We start from the raw sequence: 15,299 nt of genomic DNA on the forward strand, positions 1-15,299 counted from the left end.
GCAGGAATAATTCATGGAAATAATTCTGGGCGTAGTGATGTTCACCCTCATCGTACTGGCATTGACGGTGATGATTTTATTCGCCAAATCAAAGCTGGTGAATACGGGTGATATTACCATTGAAGTCAATGATGACGCGGATAAAAGCTTTACCGCGCCTGCTGGAGATAAGTTGCTCAACATGCTCTCCAGTCACGGTATTTTTGTTTCTTCAGCTTGTGGCGGCGGTGGTTCTTGTGGTCAGTGCCGTGTAACGATTAAAGAAGGCGGCGGGGATATTCTGCCAACTGAGCTTTCTCATATTTCTAAACGCGAAGCAAAAGAGGGCTGTCGACTGGCTTGTCAGGTGAGCGTGAAGCAAAATCTGAAAATTGAGTTGCCGGAAGAAATCTTTGGGGTGAAAAAGTGGGAATGTGAAGTTATCTCTAATGATAATAAAGCCACATTTATCAAAGAACTGAAGCTGAAAATTCCTGACGGTGAAGTCGTGCCATTCCGCGCAGGTGGGTTTATTCAAATTGAGGCCGAACCGCATACAGTGAAATACGCTGATTTTGATGTGCCAGCGGAATATCGCGGTGATTGGGATAAATTCAATCTGTTCCGGTTTGAGTCAGTGGTGACCGAGCCAACAGTACGTGCTTACTCCATGGCAAACTATCCGGAAGAACGCGGTATTATCATGCTGAACGTGCGTATAGCCACGCCGCCACCTTCAGTACCTGATGCCCCTCCTGGGATTATGTCGTCCTATATCTGGTCGCTGAAACCCGGAGATAAAGTGGTTATTTCAGGGCCATTTGGTGAGTTTTTTGCCAAAGATACCGACGCAGAAATGGTCTTTATTGGTGGTGGTGCGGGTATGGCACCGATGCGCTCACACATCTTTGATCAGCTTAAACGGTTACATTCAAAACGTAAAATCAGCTTCTGGTATGGTGCCCGCTCACGGCGAGAAATGTTCTATGAAGAAGATTTTGACCAATTACAGGCTGAGAATGAGAATTTCCGCTGGCATGTTGCTTTGTCTGATCCGCAACCTGAGGATAACTGGACCGGCTATACCGGCTTCATTCATAACGTATTATTAGAGAATTACCTGAAAAATCATCCTGCACCTGAAGATTGTGAATTTTATATGTGTGGTCCACCGATGATGAATGCGGCAGTTATTAAGATGCTGAAAGATCTTGGGGTGGAAGACGAAAATATCATGCTCGATGATTTTGGTGGTTGATGCGTCATCACCCACGTTTTCGCCGTGAGTCAACATATCCACAAAGGCCTGGGGTTGCTGCTAATACTGCCGCAACTCCAGGTACGACAGGGACTCAATAATTGAGGATATCGTGCACAGACATATATTACATTGGATGATGGCTGCGGTTGGTTTCTTGCTGCTGACAGGATGTGGCCCTGAGCAAATCAATCTCGAAGGTAAAACCATGGGCACTTCATACTCAATTAAGTATGTGAGTGACTCATCAGCACCCAGCCCTGAAAAGTTACAGCAGGAAATAGACCGCGAGCTGGAACAGGTTAATGACCAGATGTCGACTTATCGGCCAAACTCCGAATTGAGTCGCTTCAATAAAAGCCAGAAAGTAGATACGCCTTTTCCTGTGTCAGTGGCGACAGCTAAGGTGGTGCGGGAAGCTATCCGTATTAACCGCCTGACTGATGGTGCTCTGGATGTGACTGTCGGGCCTTTGGTCAACTTATGGGGCTTTGGCCCGGAAGGACGGCCAAATGTTGTCCCTACCGAGGCTGAAATTGCCAAAAAGCGCGAATGGGTGGGTATCGATAATCTTGCTGTAGAAAATGGGGCCTTAATTAAGCATATCCCCGAGCTCTATGTTGATCTTTCTGCTATAGCTAAAGGTTATGGCGTCGATGTTGTTGCTGAATATTTAGCGTCTCAAAATATCGACAATTATATGGTCGATATTGGCGGTGAAGTTAGAACCCATGGCAACAATGGGGAAAATAAGCCCTGGCGCATTGCGATAGAAAAGCCGGTGGTGGGTTCTACGCAAAGTGCGCAAGAAATTATTGAGCCAGGGAGCATGGCTATTGCCACTTCAGGGGATTATCGTAATTACTTTGAACAGGATGGTGTACGTTATTCTCATACCATTGATCCTGAAACTGGCCGGCCAATCAATCATCGGTTAGTGTCAATAACAGTATTAGACCCAAGCTGTATGACTGCTGATGGATTGTCTACTGGACTAGGTGTTCTTGGGCCAGAGCGAGGTATGGCGCTCGCTAATTTACTGGGCATACCGGTATTTATGATAGTCAAAACCGATAAGGGCTTTGAGGAACACCACTCTGAGTCATTCAAACCTTATCTGAAACAGCGGCCTTAATAGGAGAGAATATGTTGACTGTTTTTATCGCGTCCTTTGTCTTTTTTCTCTTGGCCATCTTTGGGATGTCGCTGGGATATATCGTAAAACGTAAAACTTTGCAGGGTAGCTGCGGCGGTATTGGGGCTTTGGGAATGGAGAAAGTCTGTGATTGCCCTGAGCCTTGTGATTCACGTAAGGCCCGCTTGGCAAAAGAGGCTGCGCGGAAGAAGGCTCTGGATCAATACCGTATTCTATAACCAGAATCCAAATTGTTTCATGGGATATCCCTGTCATTTTTCAAGTCGTATAGGGGTTGTTTCCAGTGACTCGGCCCTTCTCTGGGCCTCGCTTCTTCGAGGCCGCTGCAAGCCGCGTTCAAATCTGCTCCCGGCAGATTTTTCAACCGAATCACTGACTGATGTCAGCTCAGTGGGGCTCTCTTCTTTGCTGCTTTCCTGCATCTTGAAATCGATTGGGTATAGATAATGAATAATTGTTAAAACCCCAACTAATGACTCATTAACTGGGGTTTTAACATCTAGCGATTCTAATGAGCTTAGCTATAGGTTATTTATATATATCTACTTTTTGTCATTTAAGATTTTTTTGAATAATGCCGGAGAATCTACCATCACGCCATTAGCACCTAATTTCTTCGCTTCATTATAATCTTCAACTTTGTTAATGCCGAAGAAAATAATATGGGCGTTAGTATTTTTACGGAAACAATCAACGGCTTCCTTATCCCAGCTTAATATGGCCTTAGACCGACCTTCACCTAAGGTATATTTCTCTACAACCTCGACGTTACGATGTAATTCCAGACCATACCAGCGATCCTTATCATCAGCTGGTAATTCACATTTATGATCCATCGTAATGTTAACTAATTGTGTTCGAGTAAAATCGCGGCTCTCAAAACGTTGGATTTGATGCTGGTCATCGCTGCTTTTGTTTACCTTATCCAGTGCATTTAAGTAATTATCGTCAGTTGAGTAGATTCGTGTTCGGGTCAGCCGGTTTTTTTCACCTTTGGGCGTTGTGGCGAGTGTTTTTTGTAGTGCTTTTGCAAAGGTTTCAGGATTTGCATCCGGGGATTTAAGGTCGAGATAAAAGGTTGTTGTCGGGAATGTTTTCAATACTTTATCAAGGGTGGGAATACCAACCGGTGAATCTGGTTTAGGGTGAATTTTATGTTTTTCATTATAAGCCACACTGGCATCAACCTGGCCAAGTTGCTCTGCGTTATAGGAGGAAATTTTACCAGACTTATTCGTCAACTCCTTAAGGTCTGAAGGGCGATATAATACCGGAATATCATCCTTTGACAGCTGTAACGTGACCCAGATTGCATTGGCACCGTTCTCCAATGCTTTCTTAATTGCTGGAATGGTATTTTCAGGTGCATCTGCTGTTCCACCGCGATGGGCGATAATCTGTGGTGGGTCGATAGAGGTTGTCGATGTGGCTGAATTAGCGTTTGTTACAAAACTAGTAGAGAGTAATATAGTAGCCATTATATAATTTCGCATAATATTTAGTTTCCATCCATTGATTGATAATGAATTTTTCTAGGGCATGTTAATCATATAGATAATATTCTTTCGCTTTGTCGAATTTAATGATTTTTTATTAAAAATAAATGACAAAAAGTATAAATATACCAATAACAGAGTTCAATTCTGTTATTAGTAGAATTAAATGGTTTTTTGATTAGGATGATTATGATCGTGACCTGATATCGGTTGGTATTGAGAAAGTTCTGTAGGTATAGTTATGCATACAAAACTTGTTTTAGTGCTATGTGTCGGTAGCCCTTGGTGCCAGGCTTTAAGAAGGAATACAGTGTGTCGAAATTGCGGGTTGGAGTGGTTTTTGGCGGTAAGTCGGCTGAACATGAGGTGTCATTGCAGTCAGCAAAAAACATCGTAGATGCAATTGATAAAGAAAAATTTGATGTGACGCTACTGGGTATTGATAAGCAAGGGCAATGGCATGTTAATGATGCATCCAGTTATTTGTTAAATGCAGAAAATCCTGCCTTGATCTCTCTCAACCATTCAAACCGAAATGTCGCTTTGATCCCCGGTCAAGCCAGTCAACAACTGATCACTACCGATAATGCCTCTGCGCTGGCTCAGTTGGATGTCATTTTCCCTATTGTACACGGTACATTAGGGGAGGATGGCTCCTTACAAGGCTTACTGCGTATGGCAAATATTCCTTTTGTTGGCTCGGGTGTTGTCGGTTCTGCGGTCAGTATGGATAAAGATATTACTAAGCGCTTACTCCGGGATGCCGGGCTGAACATTGCTCCCTTTATTACCCTGACGCGGGCTAACCAAGGCCATTACAGTTTTGAGCAGGTCACGGCAAAACTCGGTTTGCCATTATTTATTAAGCCCGCGAATCAAGGTTCTTCAGTGGGAGTCAGTAAGGTTCGCAATGAGGCTGAATACCAGCGGGCTGTGGCGTTAGCGTTTGATTTTGACCATAAAGTGCTGGTGGAGTCTGCCATTGTTGGGCGCGAAATAGAATGTGCTGTTATGGGAAATGACCATCCGCAAGCCAGTTTGTGTGGTGAAGTGGTTATCAGTGATGAGTTTTATTCCTATGATACAAAATATATTAATGAAACCGGCGCACAGGTCATTATTCCTGCGGCGATAGACACAGATGTCAGCGACCGTATCCGTGCTGTGGCATTAGCCGCTTTTCAGGCCCTTGAATGTTGTGGCATGGCGCGAGTTGATGTCTTCTTAACTCCTGATAACTGCATTGTTATCAATGAAATAAATACCTTGCCCGGCTTTACCAATATCAGTATGTATCCTAAGTTATGGCGTGCCACCGGTGTGGGCTCAACCGAGCTGATCACAAGGCTTATTGAGTTGGCTTTAGAGCGCCATCAGCAAGATAAAGGGCTAAAAAGCTCCATTGTGCAATAACGATTCCTACTGTCATTTCAATCGAAAAAGAGCTGCCGCGTGCAGCTTTTTTTATTGCCTTTCTTTGCAGATAACTTTGTTGACAAAATGTCATAAAGTGACAATAATTCATTTATGAAACTTACAGAAGACCAACTCCTGTTACGGGAGAGCAAAAAAATCGTTGAGGCACTGGGTAAAACTTTTGCACCTTTGGTGGAATTTGTTTTGCACGATCTCACGCAACCAGAACATGCCATTGCGGCTATTTCCAACAATTTATCCGGTCGAGAAGTGGGCGAGCCCGCCACTGAGCTGGGTTTAAGCCGCATTGCAGATCCTAACTTTCCCGAGGTTATCCTCAATTATCCGAACCAGTTTCCTGATGGTCGCCCGGCGAAAAGTACCTCAATTGGCCTGAAAAATAGTCAAGGGGAGTTCATTGGGGCACTGTGTCTCAATATGGATATCTCGCTGTTTTCGGCTGTTAGTGCCAGTTTGTCTCAACTGACACAAACCACGCCAACCGAGGTGCAGGAATCTCTGGCATCACCGCGCCTTGAGATGCTGCGTACTGAACTGGAGCAGTTTGCTGCTGCCCACAACACCACCCCACGCGCACTGAACCCGGCACAGCGGCGTGAGATTGTTCGCCAACTGGCACAAGCCGGTCTGATGGATCTGAAAAATGCGCAGACTATTGTTGCCAATAATCTGGGTGTCGCCCGGTCTACGGTCTATACCTATCTCCCGACGGAAGGAAGCTGAAGATGGCCCCATTAGCAATCTGTTATGACGATATTATTCAAGCACATCAGCGACTTGCTGGTTTTGCGCTAAAAACACCGGTTTTGACCTCGTCCACTGCAGATGAGATGACGGGCGCACAGCTGTTTTTTAAATGCGAAAATTTCCAGCATATGGGGGCATTTAAATTTCGCGGAGCCTATAACGCGTTAGTGAAATTATCGCCGGAACAGAAAGCCAAAGGGGTAGTGGCTTTCTCCTCGGGAAATCATGCGCAAGCTATTGCTTTGTCTGCTCGCAAATTGGGGATCCGCGCCATTATTGTGATGCCTGAAGACGCACCTGCGGCGAAAATTGCCGCCACCCGAGGCTATGGTGGTGAGGTGGTGCTGTATGACCGCTATCAGGAAGATCGCGAAGCCATTAGCAATAAACTCGCACAGGAACAGGGGCTAACTTTAATCCCACCTTATGACTATCCAGATGTGATGGCGGGGCAAGGAACTGCGGCACAAGAGTTATTTGATGAAGTCGGTGAGTTGGATGTACTGCTGGTGCCATTAGGGGGCGGGGGGTTGTTATCTGGCTGTGCCACGGTTGCCAAGGCGCTTTACCCAAATTGTCAGGTTATTGGTGTAGAACCAGCGGCGGGTAATGATGGTCAACTCAGTTTTCGTAGTGGCAAAGTTGTTAAAATAGCCACGCCCGCCACTATTGCTGATGGTGCTCAAACCCAAGCGCTGGGCCACTATACCTTCCCGGTCATTCAAGAGCGGGTTGATAATATTCTGACGGCCACTGATGAGCAGCTTATCTCGGCGATGAAATTTTTCACCAGCCGCATGAAAATCGTGGTTGAACCTACGGGCTGCTTAGGGGCGGCGGTCGCTTTTGGCGATGAGCTCGATTTGCGCGGCAAACGGGTCGGGGTGATTATTTCGGGTGGTAATGTTGATTTAGCCCGTTTAGCCACTTTTATTGGTGAGGCTTGCTGATGCCAGAGATGGTGCTGGTTAATGCCACACAGAGCCTGCCTCCGGCGGGCCATTATAGCCATGCAGTTTGTGCGGGCGGAATGGTTTATCTTTCCGGCCAGTTACCCGTGACCGCACAAGGTGAGGCACTAGCAAATCAGCCTTTTGCTATTCAGGCCCGGCAGGTTTTTACCAATATCGAGAGGGTGCTGGCTGATTGTGGCTGCAATAAAACCAGTTTGGTCCAGGTGCGGGTCTATTTGTGTGATGTGGCATTATGGCCAGATTTTAATACACTTTATGCAGACTGGCTGGGGCCACACCAACCGGCACGCTGCGTGGTGCCTGTGCCTGCCTTACATTATGGATTAGCCTTAGAAATTGAAGCTGTGGCTGTGTTACCCACTTAGTTTTTCAATATAGCGGCATGATCACCGCTACAAATTAGGATAATCTTGAATTCCTCCAATTTGACTGTATACTTATACAGTGGTTAGTTGGGGGGAATATGCGAAAAATTATTCATGTCGATATGGACTGCTTTTTTGCAGCAGTCGAAATGCGTGACGATCCCAGCTTGCGTGATATTCCCATTGCGATTGGCGGGAGCCGGGATCGGCGTGGCGTGATCAGCACGGCGAATTATCCGGCGCGGCGCTATGGTGTGCGCAGTGCGATGCCAACCGCAATGGCGCTGAAACTGTGCCCACAGCTAAAAGTGATCCCCGGGAGAATGGCAGCCTATAAAGAAGCTTCGCTGCATATCCGCGAGATCTTTGCTCGCTATACTTCTTTGATTGAACCACTGTCGCTAGATGAAGCATATCTGGATGTATCTGATTGCCCGGCATGCAGTGGCTCTGCCACCTTAATTGCGCAGGAAATCCGCCAATCTATTGCTGCTGAACTTAATCTAACGGCCTCTGCCGGAATTGCCCCCATCAAGTTTTTAGCCAAGATAGCCTCTGATTTAAATAAGCCCAATGGTCAGTATGTGATAACCCCTGACAAGGTTTTGCCTTTTCTGCACGATTTGCCGCTGAGTAAAATTCCGGGGGTGGGCAAAGTTACTGCCAGCAAATTGCAGGAGCTAGGATTGCTAACCTGTAGTGATGTACAACACTTCTCACAGGCCGAATTATTAAAGCGTTTTGGCAAGTTTGGTCATGTCCTGTGGGAACGCAGCCATGGTATTGATGAACGAGAGGTTTCCCCAGACCGATTGCGCAAATCTGTGGGTGTCGAGAGAACCTTGGCTGAGGACATTCATGATTGGTCAAGCTGTGAATCCTTGATTGAGCAGTTATACACTGAACTGGAAACCCGCTTGCGCAAGGTGAGGCCCGATCTGCATATTGCCCGGCAGGGGGTAAAGCTGAAATTTCATGACTTTCAGCAAACCACACAAGAGCATGTTTGGCCGAAACTCAATAAAGACGATTTGCTGCAAGTTGCACGCACGGCATGGAATGAGCGGCGCGCTGGGCGAGGTGTGCGGCTCGTGGGGCTGCATGTCACTTTGCTCGATCCACAACTTGAACGGCAATTGCTGCTGAGTTGGGAATAGCCGCAAAATGAGATAAAAAATGGTGGGTCAGTCAGACCCACCATCATTACCACAGCAAAACTCGAAATAACTCGAGCGGCTGGAACTATGACGAGTATTATTTGCGCTCAGGAATCGCTTTCAGCAGCGCGGTCAGCAACTGCCAATATTGACCCACACTCTCAATATGAACTTGTTCATCCGGTGAATGTGGCCCTGTCATGGTTGGCCCAATGGAGACCATATCCATATCTGGATAAGGTTTTTTGAACAAGCCACATTCCAGACCAGCATGAATTACCATGATATTTGGCGTTTTGTTAAATAACTTCTCGTAGGTTTCCCGTACTAGCGCCATCACTGGTGAGCTAGGGTCCGGTTGCCAGCCAGGGTAGCCGCCTTTCGGTGAAGTTTCAGCGCCAGCCAACTGACCAATGGCTGTTAGCATGCTCACTACGTAATCTTTACCACTGTCGATTAGAGAACGAATCAGGCAAATGATTTCTGCTTCGTTTTCATTCATGGTAACCACACCCACATTCAGTGAAGTCTCAACCACACCTTTCACGGCATCGCTCATGCGGATCACACCGTTTGGTGTCGCATTCAATAATGCCACCAAGCGCTGTTGAGTCTCTTTCGTCAGTGCTTTTGCTTCGCTGGATACCGGCTCAAGCACCACTGTCAGATTTTTTTCGACGGCGGCTAGCTCGTTTTGCAGTGTTGCCAGATAATCTTGGCTCAAGCTTTTCAACTGATCGATTTTATCTGCGGCAATCGCCAGAGTAACAGAACCTTCGCGTGGGATGGCATTACGCAGCGTACCGCCATTCAGATCCAACACTCGCAGGTCTAAACCTTTGGCTTGTTCAAACAAGAAGCGGGCCAAGAGTTTATTGGCATTGCCTAATCCCAGATGGATATCAGCACCAGAGTGACCGCCTTTCAGGCCTTTAATGGTCAGTTTCAGTGTCTGGTAACCGGCAGGGATAGCTTCCCGTTTCAGTGCCATGGTGGTGATAAAATCAATGCCACCGGCACATCCCATATAGATTTCACCCTCCTGCTCGGAGTCGGTATTGATCAGGATATCGGCTTTTAACCAGTTAGGTTGCAGGCCGAATGCGCCGTCCATACCCGCTTCTTCGGTCATGGTCAGCAGCACTTCTAACGGGCCGTGCTCGACGCTATCGTCAGACAACACTGCCAGTGCAGAAGCCATACCAATGCCGTTATCAGCTCCTAATGTGGTGCCACGGGCTTTAACCCATTCACCATCGATATAAGGTTGAATCGGGTCTTTGGTAAAGTCATGTACCGTATCATTATTCTTCTGTGGAACCATATCCAGATGGGCTTGCAGCGCCACGGGCTTACGATTTTCCATCCCCTTGGTAGCAGGCTTACGCAGCAGGATATTACCGACTTGATCACGCTCGGCATGCAGGCCTTTTTCTTTGGCCCACGCCATAATATGTTGTGCTAGCGCTTCTTCATGGTAAGACGGATGCGGGATAGAGCAGATTTTTGCGAAAATATCCCACAACGGCTGAGGCGAAAGTTGAGACAGTTCAGACACTGTAAGTCTCCTGTAATAGCATTTCTATACCGGCAACTCATCAAGGAGCTGTCAAAGATGCTATTGGGTTGATGACTAAAGATTTTAGGGGTAATGACAAACCGCCATCATGATGGCGAGATGTGTTGAGAATATCACTTTCATTAGCATTACGCGCGTATCGCCGCACAATTACTGCGCCTAACCTGATTAATTAGCCAGATAATTGCTGGTTTTTATCCGGCTGGCTCTCTATAATCTCGCGCAACCTTTTTTCCCCTTCTGATACATGGCAAGCCACTTCTATACTGGCTGGGATTACACTTTATGAGCGAAAAATACGTCGTTACCTGGGATATGTTGCAAATTCACGCCCGCAAACTGGCACAGCGTTTACTGCCAGCCGAGCAATGGAAAGGTATCATCGCGGTAAGCCGTGGTGGGTTGGTACCGGCTGGTATTCTGGCGCGTGAGTTGGGTATTCGTTATGTAGACACCGTTTGCATCTCTAGCTATGACCATGATAATCAACGTGATCTTAAAGTCTTAAAGCGCGCAGAAGGCGACGGTGAAGGCTTTATCGTGATTGATGATCTGGTTGATACCGGTGGCACCGCGAAAGCGATTCGTGATATGTATCCGAAAGCACATTTTGTCACTATCTTTGCTAAACCTGCCGGTCGCCCATTAGTTGATGACTATGTGGTTGATATCCCTCAGAACACATGGATTGAACAGCCATGGGATATGGCGGTAACTTTCGTTGCCCCACTGAGCAGCAAGTAATCTGACAAGCTTTAGAGCGCCCGATGTAGCTCAATGACACCGGGCGTTTCATTTTCCCCGCAGTATGAGTACACTTGACCTCATCTGACCAGCCCTTGACGGGCCCGACGGCTTATGGAGGCTATTGTTATCATGGCACAAGCCAACCTTTCTGAAATTCTGTTCAAACCAAAATTCAAGCATCCTGAAACTTCGACTTTAGTGCGGCATGCTCATTGTAACCATCCTATGAGTGTTCATTCGGCACTGGATGGCGACACCGCCAGCCACTGGTATCGCATGATCAACCGTTTGATCTGGACTTGGCGTGGTGTCGATCCGCTGGAAATCGAAGAGGTATTGTCACGTATTGCCTGCTCGAAAGCAGAACACAGTGATAACGAATTACTCGATACCGTAGTGGGCTACCGCAATGGTAACTGGATTTATGAATGGGCCCAGCAGGGGATGCAATGGCAGAAAAAAGCCATGGAAGAAGCAGATCCCGTGAATGCCGGCCAGTATTGGCTGAATGCGGCCAATTTATACAGTATTGCTGGTTATCCACACCTAAAAGGTGATGAGTTAGCCGAGCAAGTCGAGGTGTTGTCTAACCGAGCTTATGAAGAGGCTGCTCATCATCTGCCTTACACCTTGAAAGAGCTGAATTTTACCCTTTCAGATGGCGGTACCCTTGCGGGGTTCCTGCATATGCCGACAGTGGGTAGCGCGCCTTTCCCGACGGTACTGATATGCGGTGGTTTGGATACATTACAAAGTGATTATCATCGCCTGTTCCGTGATTACCTGGCACCTAAAGGGATCGCCATGTTGACCATCGACATGCCATCTGTTGGGGCGTCTTCTCGTTGGAAACTCACTCAGGACACCAGCTTCCTGCATCAGCAGGTGCTACATGCATTGCCGGATATTCCTTGGGTAGACCATCAACGTGTCAGTGTGTTTGGTTTCCGTTTTGGCGCCAATGTCGCGGTACGATTGGGGTACCTGGAGCCACAACGTGTGCGAGCGGTCGCTTGCCTCGGGCCGATTGTTCATCATCTTTTGTGTGATGCCAATAGTCAGCGCAAAGTGCCGGATATGTATATGGATGTGATGGCTAGCCGCTTGGGTATGGCCGATGCATCAGATGAAATTCTTAAAACAGAAATGAACCGCTACTCGCTGAAAACTCAGGGGTTGCTGGGGCGGCGTTGCCAAACCCCGATGCTGGCCGGTTTCTGGGAGAATGATCCTTTCAGCCCGAAAGAAGAATCTAAGCTTATCTGCTCTTCTTCTGCTGACGGCAAACTGTTGGCTATAGCATCAACGCCACTGTATGACAATTTCCATCGTGCATTATTGCAAACCAGCCAGTGGTTAGAAGATAAAATGCGTTAATGAGTTGCTAATTTTTAACAGTTTGCTAAAAAGGTGCGTCTACATAAGGAGATTTAAGAATGACGTCAACCAGTGCTCATCCTAAAAGCAAGCTTATGAAACGTTTTGCAGCTTTAGGGCCATACCTGCGTGAAGGGCAGTGCCAGAACGACCGGTTCTTTTTTGATTGTTTAGCTGTGTGCGTCAATGTGAAGCTTGCTCCAGAGAAGCGTGAGTTCTGGGGATGGTGGATAGAACTGGAACCTGCAGCAGACCATTTTACCTATGTTTACCAGCTCGGCCTGTTTAATAAAGATGGCAACTGGAAAGCGGAAAAGATTAAAGACCCTGAAGTACAAGAGAAGCTGGAGACCACTTTGCGTGGTTTCCATAAACGCCTTGCCGATATGCTGACGTCGATTGAAATGAGACTGGAGCCCGCGCAGGACTTTAGCGACCAACCTGTAAAGCTGTCCGCCTAGATATATTGATTAATAAGCCATATAAGAAGAGAAATTCCCCTTTAGCACAATAAAAAGGGGAATTTCTTATCATGCCTGTTGGCATAATGCCTCGCGCCTGCTAAAACGATCCCTGAATCATTTCTTTTATTCATCTCAATGGCAGAAAAATTATGAGTGGCAGCCAGACATTGGTTGTGAAATTGGGGACGAGTGTTCTGACTGGCGGCTCCCGTCGTCTTAACCGTGCCCATATTGTTGAACTGGTGCGCCAATGTGCCCAGCAACACGCAAAAGGTCATCGTATTGTTATTGTTACCTCCGGGGCCATTGCCGCCGGACGTGAACATTTGGGCTATCCAGAATTACCCGCCACCATCGCCTCGAAGCAGCTATTAGCGGCAGTCGGGCAAAGCCGGTTGATCCAGCTTTGGGAACAATTGTTCTCTATCTATGGCATCCATGTCGGGCAGATGCTACTGACGCGCGCTGATTTAGAAGATCGTGAGCGTTTCTTAAACGCCCGCGACACCATGAATGCTTTGTTAGATAACCGCATTGTTCCGGTTATCAATGAGAATGATGCAGTGGCTACTGCTGAAATTAAAGTGGGTGATAACGATAATCTCTCGGCACTGGCGGCAATCCTGGCTGGCGCCGATAAGCTGTTATTACTGACCGACCAGGCGGGCTTATACACCGCCGATCCGCGAAATAATCCAGCAGCTGAATTAATCCGTGAAGTACATGGTATTGATGATGCCTTGCGTGCAATTGCGGGTGACAGTGTCTCTGGCCTTGGTACTGGTGGCATGGCGACCAAATTGCAGGCCGCAGATGTTGCGTGTCGTGCGGGTATTGATGTGGTGATAGCCGCGGGTAGCCAAGTAGGTGTCATTGCTGATGTGATTGAGGGAACGCCTGTGGGGACTCGATTCCACTCTCTGGAAACACCACTGGAAAACCGCAAACGCTGGATTTTTGGTGCTCCACCTGCTGGTGAAATTACCGTCGATGATGGTGCGGTTGCCGCCATTATGGAACGAGGTAGTTCGCTGTTGCCAAAAGGCATCCGCGATGTAAAAGGGAATTTCTCGCGCGGCGAAGTGATCCGTATTCGCAATCTCAGTGGACGTGACCTAGCTCATGGTGTGTCGCGCTACAACAGTGATGCTTTACGCCTGCTGGCGGGGCACCATTCGCAACAAATCAGTGAAATCCTCGGATATGAATATGGCCCGGTGGCAGTCCATCGTGACGATATGATTGTCAGCTAAGGAGCAAGCATGAACATGTTGGAACAGATGGGGAAAGCCGCAAAACAGGCTTCCTGGCAATTGGCGATGCTGAGCACCGCGAAGAAAAATCAGGCGCTGGCTGTGATGGCCAATCTGCTGGAGTCTGAAAGTCAGACTATTTTGCAGGCTAACGAACAAGACATGAAGGCTGCGCGTGACACGGGCATGAGTGAAGCGCTGCTTGATCGACTGTTACTGACTCCCGTACGTCTGGCGGCGATTGCTAATGATGTGCGTCAGGTATGCCGCCTGAATGACCCTGTAGGCCGGGTTATTGATGGGAGTCTGCTCGACAGCGGCTTAAAATTGGAACGCCGTCGTGTCCCCTTGGGGGTGATAGGTGTTATTTATGAAGCCCGTCCTAATGTAACCATCGATGTGGCTAGCTTATGCCTTAAGACTGGCAATGCGGTTATTTTGCGGGGGGGTAAAGAGACTCACCACACCAATCAGGCAACAGTGAAAGTGATCCAGCAGGCACTGGAGCAGTGTGGTTTACCTGCGGCTGCGGTGCAGGCGATTGAAAGCCCGGATCGCGAGTTGGTCAATCAATTACTGCGGATGGACAACTACGTCGATATGTTGATTCCTCGCGGTGGGGCTGGTTTACATAAACTGTGCCGCGAACAATCAACAATCCCGGTGATTACCGGCGGTATCGGTGTTTGCCATACTTTTGTTGATGAAAGTGCTGATTTCGAGAAAGCACTTTTGGTCATCGAGAATGCCAAAATTCAGCGACCAAGTGCCTGTAACTCACTGGAAACACTGCTGGTTCATCAGGCTATTGCCGAACGTTTCTTGCCGGTATTGAGTGCCAGAATGCACACCTTTGGTGTGACACTGCATGCCAGCCCACAAGCCATGCCGTACTTAGCGGAAGGTAAAGCCAAAGTCGTGGCAGTAGAAGCGGCAGATTATGATGATGAATGGCTATCGCTGGATCTTAATGTGGATATCGTTGCCGATATCGATACCGCCATTGACCATATCCGCACACATGGCACCAGCCATTCTGATGCCATTCTGACCCGCTCACTCAGCAGTGCCGAACATTTTGTCCGCGCGGTTGATTCGTCGGCTGTTTATGTTAATGCCAGTACGCGTTTCACTGATGGTGGCCAATTTGGTTTGGGCGCAGAAGTGGCTGTGAGTACGCAAAAACTCCATGCTCGCGGCCCAATGGGACTGGATGCATTGACGACTTACAAGTGGATTGGCTATGGCGATGATTTAGTCCGCAGCTAGCTATAAAAATAGGCATATTAAAGCGACATTGGACCTCCGCC

Annotated in this window: 15 protein-coding genes; 13 read left to right on the forward strand and 2 right to left on the reverse strand. The window is 47.6% G+C overall.

The window, feature by feature from the left end; genetic code table 11:
• The first annotated feature begins 13 nt into the window (after positions 1-13).
• From nqrF to nqrM, 3 genes are all read left to right on the forward strand, one after another.
• Positions 14-1,237 carry an NADH:ubiquinone reductase (Na(+)-transporting) subunit F gene (nqrF, locus tag DJ58_RS04130; RefSeq protein ID WP_004707446.1) on the forward strand — a complete coding sequence of 408 codons (1,224 nt, stop codon included), beginning with the start codon at positions 14-16 and terminating at the stop codon, positions 1,235-1,237.
• Positions 1,238-1,373: 136 nt separating this feature from the next.
• A complete protein-coding gene (locus DJ58_RS04125) occupies positions 1,374-2,372 on the forward strand; it encodes an FAD:protein FMN transferase (protein WP_004707448.1) in 999 nt (332 codons plus the stop codon).
• Between the two features lie 11 nt (positions 2,373-2,383).
• On the forward strand, positions 2,384-2,611 hold the full coding sequence (gene nqrM, locus DJ58_RS04120; protein WP_032910644.1) for a (Na+)-NQR maturation NqrM: 228 nt from the start codon (positions 2,384-2,386) through the stop codon (positions 2,609-2,611).
• 324 nt (positions 2,612-2,935) lie between these two features.
• Here the strand turns inward: nqrM and DJ58_RS04115 are convergent, their stop codons facing one another.
• The gene (locus DJ58_RS04115) at positions 2,936-3,886 is read right to left on the reverse strand and encodes a glycerophosphodiester phosphodiesterase family protein (protein WP_032910645.1); all 951 of its coding nucleotides are present in this window, start codon (positions 3,884-3,886) and stop codon (positions 2,936-2,938) included.
• A gap of 315 nt (positions 3,887-4,201) precedes the next feature.
• Here DJ58_RS04115 and ddlA point away from each other — a divergent pair, with 315 nt between their 5' ends.
• The 5 genes from ddlA (at position 4,202) to dinB (ending at position 8,569) form a co-directional block, all read left to right on the forward strand.
• Positions 4,202-5,302 carry a D-alanine--D-alanine ligase gene (gene ddlA, locus DJ58_RS04110; RefSeq protein ID WP_032910647.1) on the forward strand — a complete coding sequence of 367 codons (1,101 nt, stop codon included), beginning with the start codon at positions 4,202-4,204 and terminating at the stop codon, positions 5,300-5,302.
• A gap of 114 nt (positions 5,303-5,416) precedes the next feature.
• Entirely contained in the window at positions 5,417-6,049 is a 633-nt protein-coding gene (locus tag DJ58_RS04105) for a helix-turn-helix transcriptional regulator (RefSeq protein ID WP_004707454.1), read from the forward strand.
• Between the two features lie 2 nt (positions 6,050-6,051).
• Positions 6,052-7,023, forward strand: a complete 972-nt coding sequence (locus DJ58_RS04100; RefSeq protein WP_004707456.1) for a threo-3-hydroxy-L-aspartate ammonia-lyase — start codon at positions 6,052-6,054, stop codon at positions 7,021-7,023.
• The gene (locus DJ58_RS0121920) at positions 7,023-7,412 is read left to right on the forward strand and encodes a RidA family protein (RefSeq protein WP_032910649.1); all 390 of its coding nucleotides are present in this window, start codon (positions 7,023-7,025) and stop codon (positions 7,410-7,412) included. Before DJ58_RS04100 ends, DJ58_RS0121920 begins: the two co-directional genes overlap by 1 nt.
• 98 nt (positions 7,413-7,510) lie before the next feature.
• Entirely contained in the window at positions 7,511-8,569 is a 1,059-nt protein-coding gene (gene dinB, locus DJ58_RS04095) for a DNA polymerase IV (RefSeq protein ID WP_004707457.1), read from the forward strand.
• A gap of 97 nt (positions 8,570-8,666) precedes the next feature.
• On the opposite strand, the gene pepD is transcribed toward dinB, so the two are convergent.
• Positions 8,667-10,127 carry a beta-Ala-His dipeptidase gene (gene pepD, locus DJ58_RS04090; RefSeq protein ID WP_004707459.1) on the reverse strand — a complete coding sequence of 487 codons (1,461 nt, stop codon included), beginning with the start codon at positions 10,125-10,127 and terminating at the stop codon, positions 8,667-8,669.
• Between the two features lie 306 nt (positions 10,128-10,433).
• On the opposite strand from pepD, the gene gpt reads away from it, so the two are divergent.
• The 5 genes from gpt to proA all read left to right on the forward strand — a co-directional run bounded on the left by gpt (position 10,434) and on the right by proA (position 15,258).
• Positions 10,434-10,892 (forward strand): xanthine phosphoribosyltransferase, encoded by a 459-nt coding sequence (gene gpt / locus DJ58_RS04085; RefSeq protein ID WP_004707460.1) that lies wholly within the window; start codon positions 10,434-10,436, stop codon positions 10,890-10,892.
• A gap of 132 nt (positions 10,893-11,024) precedes the next feature.
• Positions 11,025-12,272 carry an esterase FrsA gene (gene frsA, locus DJ58_RS04080; RefSeq protein ID WP_032910651.1) on the forward strand — a complete coding sequence of 416 codons (1,248 nt, stop codon included), beginning with the start codon at positions 11,025-11,027 and terminating at the stop codon, positions 12,270-12,272.
• A gap of 59 nt (positions 12,273-12,331) precedes the next feature.
• Positions 12,332-12,733, forward strand: coding sequence for a sigma factor-binding protein Crl (gene crl / locus DJ58_RS04075; RefSeq protein WP_032910653.1), 402 nt, complete (start codon positions 12,332-12,334; stop codon positions 12,731-12,733).
• Positions 12,734-12,885: 152 nt separating this feature from the next.
• Complete coding sequence (gene proB, locus DJ58_RS04070) at positions 12,886-13,989, forward strand: glutamate 5-kinase (RefSeq protein ID WP_004707467.1); 1,104 nt, start codon at positions 12,886-12,888, stop codon at positions 13,987-13,989.
• A gap of 15 nt (positions 13,990-14,004) precedes the next feature.
• Complete coding sequence (gene proA, locus DJ58_RS04065; RefSeq protein ID WP_032910689.1) at positions 14,005-15,258, forward strand: glutamate-5-semialdehyde dehydrogenase; 1,254 nt, start codon at positions 14,005-14,007, stop codon at positions 15,256-15,258.
• The last annotated feature ends 41 nt before the right edge of the window (positions 15,259-15,299 follow it).

The organism is Yersinia frederiksenii ATCC 33641, from assembly GCF_000754805.1.
GTDB classification, from domain to species: Bacteria; Pseudomonadota; Gammaproteobacteria; order Enterobacterales; family Enterobacteriaceae; genus Yersinia; species Yersinia frederiksenii.